The organism is Pseudoalteromonas sp. ASV78 (assembly GCF_047806705.1).
Classification (GTDB): Bacteria; Pseudomonadota; Gammaproteobacteria; order Enterobacterales; family Alteromonadaceae; genus Pseudoalteromonas; species Pseudoalteromonas prydzensis_A.
Window position 1 is genome coordinate 1 of the sequence record NZ_JBLOPA010000004.1, and the last position, 16,734, is coordinate 16,734.

Genomic DNA, 16,734 nt, shown 5'->3' on the forward strand with positions numbered 1-16,734 from the left:
GCGCTGTGCGTTCTCAATCGTGGCCGTTTCCACGGTACTGATCTGCGAACTTAGCTCACCATCTTTAATGCCCAATAAACGCAAGGATTCAACCGCGTCAGTGCTGGCGGTCTCTTGCGTCAGCATACGTGCTTGCAATGAGCCTTGCTCAACTTCAAGCGTATTTAATTGACTTGCATGGCCATCAGTCACTTGTTTCTGTGTTGTCACCAACGTGCGGTTTGTATCCGTTGATAACTGTAAGCTCTGCAAGTGGCTAACTGAGGTATCACTAACTTGCTTTAATTCATCGTAACGGGCGTCAATTTTACCATTCAGCGCTAATTCTTCGGTGACGTCCCAAATTTCTAAGCTATCAATTAGAATTTTAGGGCTACCGCTAGACTGATAATTTACAATCATCATCGGGCGTACGTAGACCGTTTCAGGTCTAAAGTTATGGTGGCCTAAGCCCACCCCACTGATAGTTCCCTCAAATGTTTTCCAGCCTGCCGCTACAGTCAAGTTGTAAGCCGACACGCCGCAATATAAATAACTACCAGCACCACCAGATTGTGCTGGTGCAATACTCATATCCTCTCGTAGTGGAACCACCCCTGCATATACAAGTGATTGACCATTACTGCCTGCAACCAACTGCTTAGCTTTAATCCGCACCTTGTAAACGCGATCTGTACGTATCTTGATTGCTTTACGAGAAAAAACGGAAACACTATTAGCTCGTATTTCAACACCCTCATTGGTGTTAAAAACACGAGGGCTCGCAGACACATGCACCCCACTCGATTCATCGGTGAAGTCTGCCGCACGAACACACACCACCTTATCGCCGGCATTATTGTTGCTGTAGGTTAGGCTTTCAGAGACTGACGCTTGGTTAGCGGTCGTGGTTTGCAATACGCTGATCTGCGATTGATGCGTATCCTGCTGTGTTGATATGCTATTGAGCTGTTGTGCTTGAGTGTTATTAACACTCTTGATACTGCTTATGTCGGCGGTTACTGCGGCGTCAGTGGCTTTTAGCTGGGTTATTTCTTGCGCACTTGTGGCCGTGGTCTGCTGTAAATTCGTTATTTTACTGCTGTTATCACCCTGCACTGTTTCAAGTTGGGCTATTTTTTGGCTACTGCTGGCCGTGGTTTGCTCAACCGAAGTAATACGCGAGGTTAAATTGCCGGCTGTCGTGGTTAAATCACTGACGCGCTGCGCGTTCTCAATCGTGGCCGTTTCCACGGTGCTGATCTGCGAGCTTAACTCACCATCTTTAATACCCAATAAACGCAGTGATTCAACTGCGTCAGTGCTGGCGGTCTCTTGCGTCAACATACGCGCTTGCAACGAGCCTTGCTCAACACTTAATGAATTAAGTGTGCTGGCCTGACTACTGTTTACTGACTCAACTGAGGTAATACGTGATGTGAGTGTGCCGGCTGTCGTGGTTAAATCACTCACACGCTGTGCGTTCTCAATCGTGGCCGTTTCAACAGTGCTTATTTTAGAACCTAATTCACCATCTTCAACGCCAAGCAATCTAATTGATTCAGCTAAATCTAAATGCGCCGTCTCTAAAACAACTATTTGACTAGTATGATCACCTTGTTTAATTTCCACATTACTTAAACGACTTGCAGACAACTCACTTGCTGTTTCAACAACACCAATACGTGAAGATAAATTACCGCTGGCAGTCTGTAACACCGTTACATTAGTTACTAAGTCCGACTGCACCTGGTTTAGATTGATGATCCGAGCATCAACCCCGCCATTGCCTTTGATGTAATCATCAAGCTCACTAAGTGATGTGTTAATTTTATCGCTAGCAATGATCAAGCCTGTCTCAGCATCAAATAAAGCAGCATCCGCTTTATTAATTTTTACCTCAAGGTTATCTCTAGCAAGTGATGCCGCAGCTGCAACATCGTTAATTCGATTATTCAGCTGCTCTCTAGCTAATGATGATGCAGATTCAGCACTGATGATTTGATTATTAAGTACTTGTCTTGCAAGCAATGCAGCATATTCAACGTTATTAATTTTTTCATCAATGGCTTGTCTTGCAAGCAATGAAGTGGATTCAACGTCATTTATCTTATTATTCAGTGTAGATTGCACATCAACAACTGATTGTGTTGTTTCTTCAATTTTAGTGTTTAGTGTGGTTCGAGTGGAGTCTATATCTGTTTGCGCTTGATCTACTTTCAGCGCTATACCTGCACGTTCACTTTGAGCAAAAGCACTGGCGTCATCTATCTTTGTATTAAGATTTGTTAATAGCTGTGATTTTTCTTTATCTGCAGCTTGCAATGCAAGGTTCGCATTCACTAAACCAAAGTGCTCACCAATGACAGCTGAATCTAAAACGCTAATTCGCGATAACAACGTTTCAGACACAAACGTATCATTGGCAATGTCGTTGCTTAATAGCGCTAATAACTCTTCAGGTGTTTGCTGTGCTTCAACATACAAACCTGCACTCGCATTAACGGGACCAACTACACCTTTGCTATTTACATGTTTAATCCAGTAATAACCGCTTGATAAGTAATTAACTGGATAGATAAAAATAGGAAATGAGGCAGTACCTATTACTTTTGCTTCCCCAAGTACATCATCCTGGTTAAATAGCACCACAGTATAAGCATGCCCTTTATAACCTGGCTCATCCCAATTAAGAACAACATTAGATAATGATGCCGAGCCGATAAAACCTGTCGGCAATTGTGGTCGTTGCGCATTACTATTGCCTGGACTCGTAAGACTTAAATCATTTACTGTTGAAGATAATTTATTGAACCGGTCATCAATACCTGTGTAGCTTCTTTGTGTCACAACAGAGTCAGGCGACGAGCCCGTCATGATATTTAAGTTACGCGCCATTACATCAATGGCGCGTTGTAAACTGCGTGGATCAGTTACTTTTATTTTAGGTATTTGTGAAAACTTCGATTTTGTCATCTAGGTTAATCCAGTTCTTGATGGTTATTAGCAAGCGTGATCGAATGGACTGGTTTTGTCGTTTCTATCTCAATTTGCCAGCGGCTGTACAAACCCGCTGGCAACCAAAAAATACCCTTATATTCATTACTTAATGTCACTGAGTGTAAAACTGCATCGTCAGCCAAAATGGTTACTTTTATTCCTTCAATATCAGGCGCCAAAATCTGACATAAAGAAAAACTCATAATTGGCGTTTCAAATAATTTACTACGCCATGTTGCGACAAGCGGCGCCCCTTCCCCCCATACGGCCATGTGAGTTGGCATCATTAAGTAAAATTTATCTGAGCTAATATCTTTAAACCCTGCTCCCGCATAGAAGTTAAAAAATCGTATATCCTTGCGCTTGGGGTTTAATATAAATCCACCACGGTCAAAGCGAGTGCTGTCACCTTGACCACCATAAAAAGCGATGTATTCACCTTCGTTATAGTAGGCATGGATACTCTCAGGTTTAAGTGAGCGCCATTGTTTAGGCTTAATCACCGCATCACTGATCAATTCAGCACCTGATCCCGTTACACTGACGAGCCCATCGGGGCTCGCATACAACACAAAGCCATCCATGGCGACAATTGAACGCTTCGATATACACGCTTGCTGCGCACCTGTTGTTTCTAGCATCATTGCATCCGGTGAAGTACCCGCAAAAATATACGGTTCACCTTGAGTGCATACTACTGCACCACCCGCAACTGCTGCTATACCAACAATCGGCCACTTTGTTTTATGTTGATATCGCTTAGGCCAGGCATACGGTAAAAAGGCTTCACTGACGCACAACGTACTATCTGTAAAACCTGCAAGCATTCCACCATCCATCCCCACTAAACCAGTTAATGTTTCAGGTGGCGGAATAAAATCGGAGGTTTCAAGGAGTGGTCCCAGCTCTGAATCGAGTTTGTTATCTATAAAAGAGGTTTGATGTAATGGCAGTTGGCCAACGAGCAACCATACTGCATCTTCTGCAGACGTGGCTGAACGATATACATTGATATGAGTAATGTTGTAGGTGTTAATAGCAGGCGGTGCGACTTTAACTGTCACTTCATCTTCAAGGGGGGTAGGTAAAACGAGTTTTGCTGATAGTGGCGACTGTGCGCCTTCTTCACCTGTGCCACTGACATACGTATAAACATAATAACGTGTTTCATCGTCATCAATGCCTTCGGGGTCTTCTTCCCCTACTTTTGTGATTTCAACAAATGGCCGAGTAAGTGGCGCAGGTATTCCCAAGTCATAAGACGCGTCAGGCATCACGTGACTACCAATCGCCATTTCATTGGTTGTTACTTGGGGCTTACCATCACCGGTGAAATAAACGCGTTTAAAATCATCTTGCAGAATTGGGCTAGGCACCACATCAACATCTTTTCCTTTCCATGAAAACCAGTGTTTATGCTCATACAAGTAAATAGTCCCATCCATGAATGGAATTGTAATTTGGTGGGGCCCTTCCGTTTCCAACGGTGCATTCAGTGATGTTAAGTCACCGTCCTCAAGCAAACAGTTTACAGCAATAGTGGCGTCGTGCGCCTCTAACCTGCGCGGAGGTGTGGCGGGAAATTCCCCGCCAAAAAAGGGGATATGTAAGCGAGCCAAGGCCATTCACCTTAGTTTACTTGGTCAGGTTTTGGCGTTATTGCCTGATCCATTTGTGCTTTAATGCCAAGCGCGTTTGCATAGCTTTGATACGCTGCGATTGCATTCTGGCCACTACCCGCATAGGTAACGTCTTTGCTGTAAGCACGATATAAAATAAAGTCCATAATAGGGTTTACATAGGTATCGTCTAACCCAAGCACCTGAACATCTGTCTCAAATTCATTATCAGCAATAACAACTTCAAGCGGTGCAGTACAAATAGCACCACGCAGCTTCGCGCCAACAGCGGCGGCAGGAAATACCATAAACTCTTTAGGGATACGATCATCATACACATAATGGTCAATCACCAATGATGCCTTCTCGTCATCATGCCAATCAGGTATTTGGTCATCTAAGATGCGCTGATCGATTAATTTCACCACCCGCTTACTTGCAGCCGTTTCATTACGCGTAATACGAATAAGCCGCAGTGCTTCAGGTGGTAATACTTGGCGCGTTCCCAACTGGCAATCAAATAGAATACTTTTTGTATGCGTGTCCGGACGATGGTTAACAATGTCCTTTTGAGCCAGGTTAAACCAGCCTAACAACTCAGGTAGAGGCCAGCGAGTGCCGGTGGTGTCTTGTAGAACAATTTGAACTTTTTTTAAAACAGAGGTGACTGTGACCGTAGCCATATTGAATTACCTTTAAAAGAAATGGTGTTTAATTGGTGCAGCTAATCGACGTCGGCCATTAAGCGCCACATCACGCGCATCATGTTTACCTATGCGAAATGCCTCTTGCAGTTCATACACTTTGAATTGCGGCATATCCACATGCGGACGGCCTGCAAAACGCAACGCAGCGCCTGCCGCTATCGCATCCCGAAACTGTTTGTAGAGAAATTCAGGAAGCTTATCCGCTTCTGAGTCAGGGAATAGCGCAATTGAAAGATTAACGGGTGTGGTTGGCGCTCGACCATCCAGCCATTTAAGCGTCCCAGCAATGATATTAACGGTGTAGTGCAAATTCTGATGGATTGGATAATCCATATCACCGGCTTCTATAACGCTGTGGAACTCGGCAAGCTCAGGGATGTTAATTACTGCCTTGTTTTGTTCATTAAATTGAACATCAACATCTTCTTGCCAGCAAAGCGTTTCTTTACAGAATTCTCGCGCACTCGCAAGTACAGCTCTGCGTACAATAAACGCCGGTTGCGAGGGTACATGCTCTGCGACAAACGCAATAAAATCATCGAGCGCTCTCATGATTACACCCCGAGTTGTTCTTTATACAACGTCACAATGGCTTCAATGATTTCGCTTTTTGTTCCATCATTTTCAGTTACATTAATTTCACTACCGAGCACATCTTTCGCTTTTGCAATAACGGCAGGCTTAGACGGCAGCTTATCTAGTTCACGTTTAAACGTGATCACCTTGTCTGCCACTTCACTTTCTTGCTTAGCTTTAATGCTGTCCGGTGAATCAATTGGGTTTGTTTCTAATGGGGCGATTGCTTTAGATGTTTTTCGCACACCCGCGATAATCTCTTCAAGTGAGCTATCTTTAAGAGGGCTATTATCGATAAGGAGCTGTGCATCTTCTTCTAAGCCGTTGTCGCATAAATACGCCAGGTACTTTGCGGTAGGCTCGCCTTTTTCGTTTTCGGTGATCATATACACAGACGGGCATTCACGTTCCATGCGACGTGCTTTTTGTGTATCGATTTGAATGGGTACTAAACGCTCGAACACTTCATTGGTGCCATAGTACGTATCGGTTTTAAATGCTTTTGGCCCGATGTATGCCAGCAATGAAAAAATAATTAAACTCATGATAAAAATCCTAAAATAAAAAACCCGCTCAATAGGCGGGTTTGTGTTAATGTGCTTTTAGCTTTTTAGGCTTTTAGCCTTTTAGCCTTTAATTTAATATTGTGAAACACCGTTGTAGCGGTAATGAACCGTGACTTGCAGTTCACCCGTACCAATACCACCTTTCAATGTGGCGATAAGTTCAACGGTCTCATTTACATGACGCGGTTTGATATTTTTCATCGCATCGCCTGCATCAACAGTATTAACCGATCCAAATAGTGCCAATTCATTAATTTCACCATTATGCTTGGACTGAATACCCAGCTCGATGCTTGTGCCTGCTCCCAGCGCATCATGAAACACAGTCACACCATCAAACGTAGTACCCGCAGGAAAGTTACCTAACAGAATTTTCGTATCTGCAGGCGTTGCTGCTAATACATCGTTCAATGTCTCACGGCTCGCATTACCATGTGTGCCGCTATAAACAGCAACTTGTGCTGTCGGTGCAATTTTTAAACTCATAATCAATTCTCACTTTAAACAAAAAGCCCCGCACAAAGCGGGGCAGTTTTCATATTAACGATTCATACCTAGCGATACCGCAGTATCAACAACCATACGACCAACATCGTACTGGAAACCATCCTGGTCTTTTAGGCGGATAGCCTGTTTACCGTGTACGTATGCAAGCGAGATTTCTTTAGCATTACCATGGTCAACGTCTTGCTCTGTGATTTTAAATGTAGATTTCACGTTTTTATGACGTCCGCTAGCAATAGCCAGTGCTTGGCCACCTAACAAGATAGAGCGATGAATCTCAGTATTTACTTGTACTTGCTCGGTTGTTGCATTTTTATCATTTTTCGATACAGCAACACTACTACCCGCAGTTAAACCTACAGGACGGCTCATGACTTTAACTAAAATGTTATTTTTCATTAAACACTTACCGTTAAAGAGCGGATGACTAAAGCCTTGCTTACGCACAGTCGCTTCCGCAACCATCTTCTGGTAGTCCTTGGTGGTTGCTGATTGTTCTAAATCGTACCACTGGCGCGGCGTGATCAATTTCACATAAAACGGGTCATGCCCAGCTTTTTCAGCATCCGGTAAAATAATAGGGCGCATAGGACGCTCTGTTTCTGCCAAGATCAAATCAATGTTATCCAGTATTTCTAATGAATACTTATCTGCCGCATCCACTTGGTCTAACGTTTTATTACCACCGGCAATGATATGGCGGTCATAACTTGGCGCCAATATTTCATTGATCAGGATTTCTTCGAATTCACGGTGCGAACTCAGCGGTACAACATCTGTATTTGATGTAAACGAACCACGCATACCCATTAAATGATACAACGTGGTCTGTTCGTCTAGCTCTTGATACCAGTTACGGATAAGTGTACGAGCAACTTCGACCATGTTGTATGTGGTCAGTTTACTGAACATAGCGCCGCCATCTTCAATCATCTTACGACCTTGATTGATCTTGATTGATTCGCTGTCCATTGCGATGCGACTACCACGACCTTCTAAACGACGATCACCCATCGTCGGTGGACCATAAATAGGATGAATAACATCATACATAACTTCATTACCAGGCATGGTGTTTAAGTCATCAATCATCACAATAGGGTGATCGGCATCGGTTTGCATTGTATTCAGACCATTGATTGTCTTTTTCGCTGCTTTACCGGTTAACAAGTTACTCATTGTTCGCGTTCTGCGAGCCATGGCATAAAGTGCAGCATTAAACGCGACTGCGCGTGAGCCTTTTGGAATAGACATAAATAGTTCCTAAATTAAAATTCGTTAAATAGTGCGTCTAGCTCGGCATCGCTCATTTGTGACGCGTATGCTTGAGCATCGCCGCCGTCCATATCTTCAAAGCGCTGCAGGGCGCTAACATCTGCGCTGTTGCTTTGTCCGCCGCTTGATTCAATGGAGTACGGGGCTACTTCGCCCGTAATGGTTGGGTCTTTCGGGTTTTGAGGGGGTTTAAACTGCTCTCCTAATTGCTGAACAACTGCCTTGAATCGTTCGGCTATAGGCTTGTCCTTGTAATTAGCATCGAGCTTTAGCTTTTCATCCAGTTGAATAGCTAAAGTGCGCTTGGTTGGATCTGCCATGATTTCAGGCAGCCCAGGTGTTTGAGCAATAATCTTGTTTATATCTTCTGGTGCTTGATGTGTGTTTTGTGCAGATTGATTTGCACTGGCATTTCCTTTTTGCGCATCGAGCATCACTTGAATTTGGCTTTCCAGATTCTTTAACTGGTACGCCATATCGTGTGCGACTTGACCTACGGGTCCAAGCTCGTCCATATCTTCACGTAAAGCGTCTAGCGCTTCTTGTGATACACGAATTTCAGTTGGCAGTTGCGCAGGCGTAATGCCCTGCTCTGTCAGCTGCTTGGTGTACAGTTGAAGCCTCTGCTCCATTACTTCCATTTGCTGAGCTAATCTAAGCTCCTCATCCGTGATTTTTGGTTGATAGCTATTACCTTCCCCCTCATCACCTTGGTTTTGTTGCTCACCTTCTTTGCCAGCTGCTGCCACGCTCTGAGTCGCGTTAGTGTCCGGAACCTCAGTTTTAGCCGCTTCTAGTTCAACATTGATTTCATCAGTGCCAGGCGACGTGCCTGTGTTGTGATCACCGTCGTTTTCACCAATTTTCTCTAGTTGAGAAAGTAAATTTTCAATTGCATCCGGATCGGTTTCACCGTCCAGTTGTGCCAATATTTGTTCTTCATCCATCTGGATTACTCCCATAAAAAAAGCCACCTCGCTTTCGCTTGGTGGCTTTGTTGGTCAAAGTCGTTTGTTTAAGTTGTTTGCTTGCTACTGTTGCATAACGCCTGCAAGTATCTGGTCTAGCTGTGCATCTACCTGCATGGCTAATTCTTTATCTTTTATTTCCATATTCTGGTCACGCTCACCTACACGACTAAGCGTTTCAGTTGTTTTTGCATCGTTGTGCCTAATTTCGCTTCGGACTTTTTGCTCTTGAGACTCAGTAATGGCTTGGTTGGCTTTCGCTAACAGGATATCCAGCTCACGCTTATTGTTTTCCAGCTCTGCTTGGCGTACCGCTTCTTCTTTTAAGCGTTGTTCAATTTGTTCTTGAACCTGTTGCTTTTGTTGCTGCTGCTGCATAGCTTGCTGTTCTTCAGGCGTCATATCTTCTGGCGATATAGTTAAGCCAAGCATTTGATTTAAACTGCGGATCAAGTCTTCTTTATCCGGCATATCGGACAGTTCAAGAATTTTAACGAGTAACAGCGGTTGTGCTTGCTCAGGCAGTGATTGCAGTACTTGCATCATTCGGTCAATCAACTGCTGTCTGTATCCTGATGTAGTATGAATATCAGCGATAGCAACGGTTTTACGCAGCATGGTCACTTTATTTGAAATTTGGCCGTTTTCTGATTTCTTGTTTAATTCAACCAATTTAGTCGGCTTCACTTCACCCGCATAAATAGGGATTGATTTAGGGCGGTCAGATATATCCTCTGCCACTAAGTGCGCAATCTGCCAGCCTACTTGCTTTTTAGCTGTGCCGTAGTTGTCGTAAAACTCGCTTAGCGTAATAGAGCCTTGCTCTACTAATGAATTGATGGCAATACCCGATGTAGCCCCTGTATCGCCTTTACCTAGCATGGCATTGTAAACGCCGGCTGAATTTTGAATCATCTCCATTGACTGATTCATCATATTAAATTGCTCACTAGCGACACCAAGCTCGCTGTCAATTTTAAACACACCATCTATACCGTGCTGCGCGGCCACTTTAGGGTCAATCTTTATAATGCCATCCACTCGCGCCAGCGCTTCTTGCACTTCGGTGTCGCTCATATCCGTTGCACCTTTGAGCATAATCACTCGACGTGCCTTGAGTATCCAGGTCAGCATAGAATGGCGGAAGTTAACACCATCTTGTGCGCTGATCATGTTACGTATAAGCCCATAAGGCACACGGCTACGCCCTTCTCTGTAACCAAAAAACGGAACCAGCGGAAATTCATTGTGTGGATAAGGACTTGGACCATCATGCACCATGTGAGGACCACAGAAGATAGCACGGCGCATTGTACGCACTGTAGATAGTGTAACTACCGCGCCTCTGCGCTGTAGTTCCAAGTGCATTTCATTGTTTTTGTTAAACTCAAAGACCTGATCGTGAACTCGCATTGTTGGTACACGTTTTGGTACGCGATACCACACCTCAAAGAACCGACACCGCTTTTCATCTGGACTCATCCACTCAACGCCACTTAAGTAGTGGGTTTCATTTTCAATCGTCCAAGCGGCTGCAAGATTAGGATCGAGTGAATCACTCATTATCGCTTCATCCATTGCCGGCCATTTGCTGTAGATATTGTTGAAAAGCTTTTTCTTCGCTGGCATGTAGTTAACGGCTTCATCGATGTAAAGCCACTTTTCACGCACAATCCAACGGGCATCCTTCATATCTGAGCGTTTAGAATGCCAGTCGTACCAAATGTTAGCCCAATCACTCTCTTCAACAATATAAGGGTCACCGAATGGGTCATCGTTACGGCGCACTTCTACCCAGCCTAGACCGCCTTTAACTTGGCGTGCAAAGGCATCACTACATGCTCTTGGAGCATCAGATAAACGCGATGCTTCGTTAACCTTTTCGTTGAGTACTTCGGCTACTTCAACGCCGTCTTTGTCATCCGCTTTCACCATGAAGTTAGTACGTGTCTTAGCTTCCATGCCAAGCACGCCATTCACCGTAGGATGAATTAGGTTATAAACAAGCAGTGGCTGTCCACGGCTGTCTAATAATTCTTTATCGACTTGTTTAATTTGATGGCCGTCATAATACATTTCAGACATTGCGTGTTCTTCACGCCAAGAACGTGGCTGATTGCGTATACCGTTCATCACCAGGTTTGTGATAAATTCTGCGCCCTGCTTTGGATTTTTTATCATGAATACAAGCTACCGCTATTACTTTTCACTTGATTACCTCTAGGTTCTGTCAATCGATTTCGTGGCATTTCAATTGCCATTTTCAGCGTAATTGCATAGGACATAACACAGTCGTCATAGCAACCTTCACGCGCGCCTAATGAGCCATTCTTTTGATAGATATAGGTAAGGCATTGATCGACAGTATGGATGCACTGTATGCCGCTTGATTCATCAAATAGTGATGCTCCAAGTACGTCATGTATTATTTCTGGTTTGCTTTGGCGGTTTGTATGCCAACCAACTTTAAGCGTTGTCTTGTCATACTCACGCTCGGAATTTTGCATTATGTGTTGATTTGGATAGTTCAATTGCTTCAAGCGCATAACAACAGCATGGCCATGATTATTTACTTCAACACCTAAGTAGGCGTCATTGAACCAACGGCCAACGGCATCGAGTAACTCGCCATACTGACTCATTTCTAAATGGCCGTGGTAATGGCCAACTTGCACACCTAAATCATCAACAATATCAAAACTACAGTAATCGCCGTGTTCAAGTCCTTCTGCAACATCGGCGCCTACTGCATATAGGCTGTTACTGGTTGGCTTAGCCCATAACTGCAGATAGCCTTTTGTACTATCAAAATCATAGCCAATTGGGTTATCGTCTCTGTCTCGTACAACCTTGAAACCTGCTGTATCAACTTCAACAAAGTCCTTTCCACCCTGCCATCGCAGTACATGCTCTGGTAATCGACAACAACTTTTAGCATCAAGTACTTTGAGGGGATCAAAAACGGGTCTCCCGGACGATAAGAATGCTTCATCAATATACGATGGGTATTCTTGGCAGAATAAGTCACTGCTTTTTAACTCGGATATTTTTATCCGACGCCACATCAACTGTTCGTCAGTTAAAAAACAACTAAATTCAGCACCGTCAGGGTGTGCCGCAACTAGTTCTACAAGCTTCTTTTCATCCGGTGTGCGTTCAAAGCCCTCTGGCACAGATACTTTGTAGCCATGATCCCAATACCAGGGCGAGAATATAAGGATAAACTCACCACGGCCAAAACGCGCATCCATCACGATGTCATAAAATGCGCCACCTTGGCCGTTCGCTGTTGATTCAAAATTGATTTCTGAACCAGCAACATTTGGCACAGCCTGCATAACACCCGCGAGTATTTGTGCAGCTTGTGGCCAAAACGCCACTTCTGAACCATGAAATAACTGCGCGGTAAAACCCCGACCTGTTTCCGCGTTTTTCGCGGTACCCAACTCATACGATGATGAAAGTGCCGGAAAGTCGATACCAAGAGATTGCGAGTCACGGCCAAGTGTTGGCTTAATTGGCGTGGGACAATGCTCATGATAGCGCTTAACCATTTGCGCGAGTTTGCCGGTTGTTTTGTTCTCATGACTGAGAATAAACGTTGAAAAACCTTCTCGCTCAGTAGTCTTTTTATAGTACCTGCCACCTATCCACGTACTAAACCCTTGCTGCCGTGCCTTTAGTGTCGCAGCGCGTACTTTACCCGTCCTTTCGACTTGCGCTTCAACTCGATGGTGAGCATATACCTGGGCTTGGTTCATAACGAAGGGCACTAGTGGTCCTTCCTTAGAACGTACCTTCAGGCATTGTTTTGCAAAGTCAGGAAACTTTTGTCCGCGAACCTTGCGTATTAACTCCTGCTTTCTATGCCTATCGAGCGCTGCATTAGCGCTTACCCCAAATGTATAGCCGGACACAATAGTTAATCGTTGTCCATTGCTTCACGGGCTAACGCTAATAGAATGTCATCTGATGATTCACCCGACTCCGCGCTATCAATCCCGTAAGTAATACGCTCCAGGTCAATCAAATCTTTTAAGCTAACAGTAAGCTTTCGCAGTTGATCGGTCACATACGACACCGATGGGGCACATAGCTCCATTTCACCGGTCTTTTTGTTTAATAACGCAATACGCTTATTCAGTGACTGGTCTTTTAAATCAGACGCAGCATGAGTGAATATTTCGCGTAAATCACCGATATTTTCTTGGTGGGCAAGTAACACCGATGCAGCCACGTTCGCAGCTGCTTCAACCTTGGCCGTTTCATCACCATCTAACGTTTTTGGGTCAACACCAAGAATTGCAGCGCCTTTGATAATTTGCGCCTGCATCATTTTTGTTGCAGTTTCGCGCTTAACTTCGTCGCTTAAATCACGCTGCCACTTTTCAGTACGTACCCAGCGTTGAAAGGTACGCATTTCAATTTTATAACCGGTTGCCGCAATTAAGCGGCGATAACATTCAGTGACGGGCAAAGATGGCGGTAATACACGAAAACGTTGCTTTATATCTTCCTTTTGCTCCGTAGATATACGCGCCATAACTTATTATTCCGCTTTCTGTTCGTCTTTAGTGATCCATTCATGATGCAACTGCTTCACGGCTTCACGCGCTGCTTCCACATCATTGGATAATAGCGCTTCAACTAAATCCACAGAGTGATCATCGACCTTACTCTTTGTAAATTTCGCATACGCGCGTAGAGTCCAGATCACCATTTTCTTAGACATAAATACACGCAATAGCGTCTTTGCCATTGTTGGTAATAAAACTTTTAAAGTGCCTATCATTTTTAACGTACCCTTTTATCTAAATAACAATCTAATTCGCAGTGGTAGTAAGACTCAACAAAGTCCGCAGCCTCGCCCTTACCTGCATCTGTGTTGTAATGGTCTTTCCAATAAGTAGCCATTCCCATTAAAGTTTCAGGCACCTTTTCAACAACCTGCCAATATTGAAAACGAGCAAATATCATTGACAGCAATGGATTGACGGCTAGTTCTCGATATTCAACTTTCTCAAGCGCTATACCAAAATGCTGGCGTAAAGTTTTAGCAATACTCTTTGTGCTGTACTTCTGCTTGATGTGATCAAATGCAATCTCGTCAATTTGCATACAACCCACACCATGACGGTAAATAGATTTATCTCGGTACTGTCCTAGCTTCGTTTCAACGGCACATGTACCCAGCAATAAATGAATATCATAAGGACGACGACCAAACACCTCGCACACGGCCTCTGCACACATAGTCAAATGTTCAAGGCTTAAAATTCCATATCCCAGCTGCTTACGTTTCATTTTTTAACTGTCTCCATTTCTGACTGTAACTTTTCAACTTGCTTGATGATGTTCGTTTGATTCACTTCAATCACAGTGATGCGGGACATTGATTGCTGCTGGTGAGTGACCATGGTGTCTATGGCTGTTTTTAAATCTTTGAGTAAAAAGTTTTGATGGCCAATGAGTGTACGCATTTCAACATCAGTTTCTTTTGATGAAACAACGGTGTTGGTAAGCCAGGCAACAGCAATGATCAATAGGCTACTGACGATAGTTATAAACTGGCGCTCTAATGCAGACGCGCTGCTTTTCTTTTGCGATTCGTTGTTATCGCAGCACGGTGCATTATTTGACATTTGGGTAGCCTAAAATGAAAAACCCGCCAAGGAGGCGGGTTTTTAGTAACTAATAAACTTTTTTCTAAGAGTGTTCAGAAACCGAATTGATAAAAGTTAATTTAAATTGATTTCTAGTACGTTGTGCTAACCCACAAGACACAAGACAAGGACATATCTACTTGCGGATCAACACAACGTAGGGAGACAATAATCGAAAAGATTAAACAGATCAACCCATTTTGGGTTATTTTGTCACATGCCTGATTCATTAAATACAGACATAGCCATTCTCATACGCGCTTTTCTAAGCTTATTTTTAAACTGACATAGCGTTATACCGAGGTTTTTAGCCTGCTGAGACTGTGTTTCTCTTGCTTTCGCATGGACATAATAATGGCGTACAACTTTTGCAGCGAGTGGGTCTACCCGCGCAACCATTGCCGCAGATGCTTCAATTTTATTTTCTAATTCGTAGGTATGTAATTCGCTAGTTCTGCCAATTGAACGACCTTCGATTATCCAGGTCGATGCTTGCAATGACACTTCGCCACCGGTTCTAGCCCACTGTCCCCACTTCCAAAACTGCTCATCGTATTTAAACATGCTGCGTTCATCCGTCATTATTTATTATCCAGTCATATAAACTTTCAGCATCAACGTAGTCAGCATTAATGTGTATCATGCCTGGTCTTAAATCTGCGTCACTTTCGCTTGAAGTTGCTGAAAAATGTACAAATATAACGTTCTTCGTATTTTCCAATCTTAGCTTTTCATCGTCTGTTGTATTGCCAACGATGACCAGGAACCTATGTTCAAGCGGCAAGTAATAGTTAAATACGCGATCTATAGTTCTTTGTTCGTTAAGTTTATAAATCTCGGTATACATCATTGCTATGTTTTTGAACTGCTCCGCATATTCAATAATGCTAGGTGGTGGGGTTTTACCGCGACAATTTAATACGATGATATTTTTCATTAGAGGCCAACATTAAAACAACTTGGGTTATTCTAACCAGATATAGTTACTTGCTGCCATAGATGTGATGATTATTGGTTGATTATTGTATTTGCAGACTGTATACCGGTTCACAATAGCCCGATTTGAGTTATACTAAAATGACACAGCACTAGGACATACAGCATGAATAACAACAACAGTAATATTGGTTCTGGCCAGAAATACCACGTTATTTCATATGATGATATGAAGGAGCAAACACGCTATTTATTATCTAAAGAACTAGATAAAAAAGCTCAAACATCTGTTCATAATAATTACGGCGCTTGGAAAGAATCATGCGCCATGTTCAACCGTGAGGTTGGGCTTGATATACCAAGACAGACGTTTAAAAACTTTTTCTTTGGATCTAGATTCAACCTTCCTTTTGTTTACTTATTTTCTCAGTTCGTTGATAAACCAATGACGTACTTTTTCGGCAGTAAAGTATTTTACAATGAACAATCTAAAATATTTAAACATCACAACATAAAGCCTATTGATAATATCGTTACAAGTGATATTGCCTGTGCGCTACCACAAGACCAGGTGGGTGATGCTGATACCACTAAAGTGTTTTCTCTTCCTAACGACGTTCGCCACTATCGCCGTGGCAGTATGTGTTTAATTGATATAACGAAAACTAGGAATACAGAAACAGGTATTTACTTAGTGAAAAGTGATGACGGCCAACTGACCGCTATGGAGTTATCCGAGGCTGGTAAGACACAAACGATAGGTAAAATTAAGTCAGTGTTGTGTCCTGTTTAAGTTTGGCGGCGCTCGCCTGAGCAATATGTTGTAAACCTCATCCCTCAGTTTCTTCCGTTCTTCTGCTATCAACTCAAAACGATAACGAACAGATGGTACGCTAATTTTCATAGCTTTAGCGACAGCGATCAACTTTTCGTTATCGTTA

Annotated in this window: 17 protein-coding genes; 1 reads left to right on the forward strand and 16 read right to left on the reverse strand. The window is 43.4% G+C overall.

The features are described 5' to 3' along the window. From ACMVDV_RS23045 to ACMVDV_RS23120, 16 genes are all read right to left on the reverse strand, one after another. Positions 1-2,955: hypothetical protein (locus tag ACMVDV_RS23045; RefSeq protein ID WP_416159824.1), on the reverse strand; the 2,955-nt coding region annotated here is incomplete at its 3' end. Positions 2,956-2,960: 5 nt separating this feature from the next. Next, positions 2,961-4,598: a hypothetical protein gene (locus tag ACMVDV_RS23050; protein ID WP_416159825.1), complete on the reverse strand. Its 1,638-nt coding sequence runs from the start codon at positions 4,596-4,598 to the stop codon at positions 2,961-2,963. An 11-nt stretch (positions 4,599-4,609) separates the two neighbouring features. Continuing rightward, positions 4,610-5,281, reverse strand: coding sequence for a DUF6682 family protein (locus ACMVDV_RS23055; RefSeq protein ID WP_416159826.1), 672 nt, complete (start codon positions 5,279-5,281; stop codon positions 4,610-4,612). A gap of 12 nt (positions 5,282-5,293) precedes the next feature. Further along, a complete protein-coding gene (locus ACMVDV_RS23060) occupies positions 5,294-5,857 on the reverse strand; it encodes a hypothetical protein (RefSeq protein ID WP_416159827.1) in 564 nt (187 codons plus the stop codon). 2 nt (positions 5,858-5,859) lie between these two features. Then, positions 5,860-6,426, reverse strand: a complete 567-nt coding sequence (locus ACMVDV_RS23065; protein ID WP_416159828.1) for a hypothetical protein — start codon at positions 6,424-6,426, stop codon at positions 5,860-5,862. Between the two features lie 93 nt (positions 6,427-6,519). Further along, positions 6,520-6,933, reverse strand: a complete 414-nt coding sequence (locus ACMVDV_RS23070) for a hypothetical protein (protein WP_416159829.1) — start codon at positions 6,931-6,933, stop codon at positions 6,520-6,522. A 54-nt stretch (positions 6,934-6,987) separates the two neighbouring features. Further along, a complete protein-coding gene (locus ACMVDV_RS23075; RefSeq protein ID WP_416159830.1) occupies positions 6,988-8,205 on the reverse strand; it encodes a DUF4043 family protein in 1,218 nt (405 codons plus the stop codon). A gap of 14 nt (positions 8,206-8,219) precedes the next feature. After that, positions 8,220-9,188, reverse strand: a complete 969-nt coding sequence (locus ACMVDV_RS23080; protein WP_416159831.1) for a hypothetical protein — start codon at positions 9,186-9,188, stop codon at positions 8,220-8,222. A 69-nt stretch (positions 9,189-9,257) separates the two neighbouring features. Next, complete coding sequence (locus ACMVDV_RS23085) at positions 9,258-11,375, reverse strand: hypothetical protein (protein WP_416159832.1); 2,118 nt, start codon at positions 11,373-11,375, stop codon at positions 9,258-9,260. After that, the gene (locus ACMVDV_RS23090; protein ID WP_416159833.1) at positions 11,372-12,955 is read right to left on the reverse strand and encodes a hypothetical protein; all 1,584 of its coding nucleotides are present in this window, start codon (positions 12,953-12,955) and stop codon (positions 11,372-11,374) included. The genes ACMVDV_RS23085 and ACMVDV_RS23090 overlap by 4 nt, the downstream gene beginning before the upstream one ends. Before the next feature lie 161 nt (positions 12,956-13,116). Next, positions 13,117-13,737, reverse strand: coding sequence for a hypothetical protein (locus ACMVDV_RS23095; RefSeq protein ID WP_416159834.1), 621 nt, complete (start codon positions 13,735-13,737; stop codon positions 13,117-13,119). A gap of 6 nt (positions 13,738-13,743) precedes the next feature. Next, positions 13,744-13,986, reverse strand: coding sequence for a hypothetical protein (locus ACMVDV_RS23100; RefSeq protein ID WP_416159835.1), 243 nt, complete (start codon positions 13,984-13,986; stop codon positions 13,744-13,746). A 2-nt stretch (positions 13,987-13,988) separates the two neighbouring features. Next, positions 13,989-14,498: a hypothetical protein gene (locus ACMVDV_RS23105; protein WP_416159836.1), complete on the reverse strand. Its 510-nt coding sequence runs from the start codon at positions 14,496-14,498 to the stop codon at positions 13,989-13,991. Further along, positions 14,495-14,836: a hypothetical protein gene (locus tag ACMVDV_RS23110; protein ID WP_416159837.1), complete on the reverse strand. Its 342-nt coding sequence runs from the start codon at positions 14,834-14,836 to the stop codon at positions 14,495-14,497. The genes ACMVDV_RS23105 and ACMVDV_RS23110 overlap by 4 nt, the downstream gene beginning before the upstream one ends. Before the next feature lie 234 nt (positions 14,837-15,070). Then, positions 15,071-15,439 carry a hypothetical protein gene (locus tag ACMVDV_RS23115; protein ID WP_416159838.1) on the reverse strand — a complete coding sequence of 123 codons (369 nt, stop codon included), beginning with the start codon at positions 15,437-15,439 and terminating at the stop codon, positions 15,071-15,073. Next, positions 15,429-15,794 carry a hypothetical protein gene (locus tag ACMVDV_RS23120; protein WP_416159839.1) on the reverse strand — a complete coding sequence of 122 codons (366 nt, stop codon included), beginning with the start codon at positions 15,792-15,794 and terminating at the stop codon, positions 15,429-15,431. Before ACMVDV_RS23120 ends, ACMVDV_RS23115 begins: the two co-directional genes overlap by 11 nt. Before the next feature lie 165 nt (positions 15,795-15,959). Between ACMVDV_RS23120 and ACMVDV_RS23125 the strand changes: the two genes are divergently transcribed. Then, positions 15,960-16,586 (forward strand): hypothetical protein, encoded by a 627-nt coding sequence (locus ACMVDV_RS23125; protein WP_416159840.1) that lies wholly within the window; start codon positions 15,960-15,962, stop codon positions 16,584-16,586. The last annotated feature ends 148 nt before the right edge of the window (positions 16,587-16,734 follow it).

Excerpts from the sequence above, each read along its gene's own strand:
- ACMVDV_RS23115 (WP_416159838.1), bottom strand. The coding sequence starts at position 15,439 with ATGACGGATGAACGCAGCATGTTTAAATACGATGAGCAGTTTTGGAAG.
- ACMVDV_RS23060 (WP_416159827.1), bottom strand. The coding sequence starts at position 5,857 with ATGAGAGCGCTCGATGATTTTATTGCGTTTGTCGCAGAGCATGTACCC.
- ACMVDV_RS23075 (WP_416159830.1), bottom strand. The coding sequence starts at position 8,205 with ATGTCTATTCCAAAAGGCTCACGCGCAGTCGCGTTTAATGCTGCACTT.
- ACMVDV_RS23070 (WP_416159829.1), bottom strand. The coding sequence starts at position 6,933 with ATGAGTTTAAAAATTGCACCGACAGCACAAGTTGCTGTTTATAGCGGC.
- ACMVDV_RS23110 (WP_416159837.1), bottom strand. The coding sequence starts at position 14,836 with ATGTCAAATAATGCACCGTGCTGCGATAACAACGAATCGCAAAAGAAA.
- ACMVDV_RS23105 (WP_416159836.1), bottom strand. The coding sequence starts at position 14,498 with ATGAAACGTAAGCAGCTGGGATATGGAATTTTAAGCCTTGAACATTTG.
- ACMVDV_RS23065 (WP_416159828.1), bottom strand. The coding sequence starts at position 6,426 with ATGAGTTTAATTATTTTTTCATTGCTGGCATACATCGGGCCAAAAGCA.
- ACMVDV_RS23125 (WP_416159840.1), top strand. The coding sequence starts at position 15,960 with ATGAATAACAACAACAGTAATATTGGTTCTGGCCAGAAATACCACGTT.
- ACMVDV_RS23085 (WP_416159832.1), bottom strand. The coding sequence starts at position 11,375 with ATGATAAAAAATCCAAAGCAGGGCGCAGAATTTATCACAAACCTGGTG.
- ACMVDV_RS23080 (WP_416159831.1), bottom strand. The coding sequence starts at position 9,188 with ATGGGAGTAATCCAGATGGATGAAGAACAAATATTGGCACAACTGGAC.
- ACMVDV_RS23095 (WP_416159834.1), bottom strand. The coding sequence starts at position 13,737 with ATGGCGCGTATATCTACGGAGCAAAAGGAAGATATAAAGCAACGTTTT.
- ACMVDV_RS23090 (WP_416159833.1), bottom strand. The coding sequence starts at position 12,955 with ATGAACCAAGCCCAGGTATATGCTCACCATCGAGTTGAAGCGCAAGTC.
- ACMVDV_RS23100 (WP_416159835.1), bottom strand. The coding sequence starts at position 13,986 with ATGATAGGCACTTTAAAAGTTTTATTACCAACAATGGCAAAGACGCTA.
- ACMVDV_RS23055 (WP_416159826.1), bottom strand. The coding sequence starts at position 5,281 with ATGGCTACGGTCACAGTCACCTCTGTTTTAAAAAAAGTTCAAATTGTT.
- ACMVDV_RS23120 (WP_416159839.1), bottom strand. The coding sequence starts at position 15,794 with ATGAAAAATATCATCGTATTAAATTGTCGCGGTAAAACCCCACCACCT.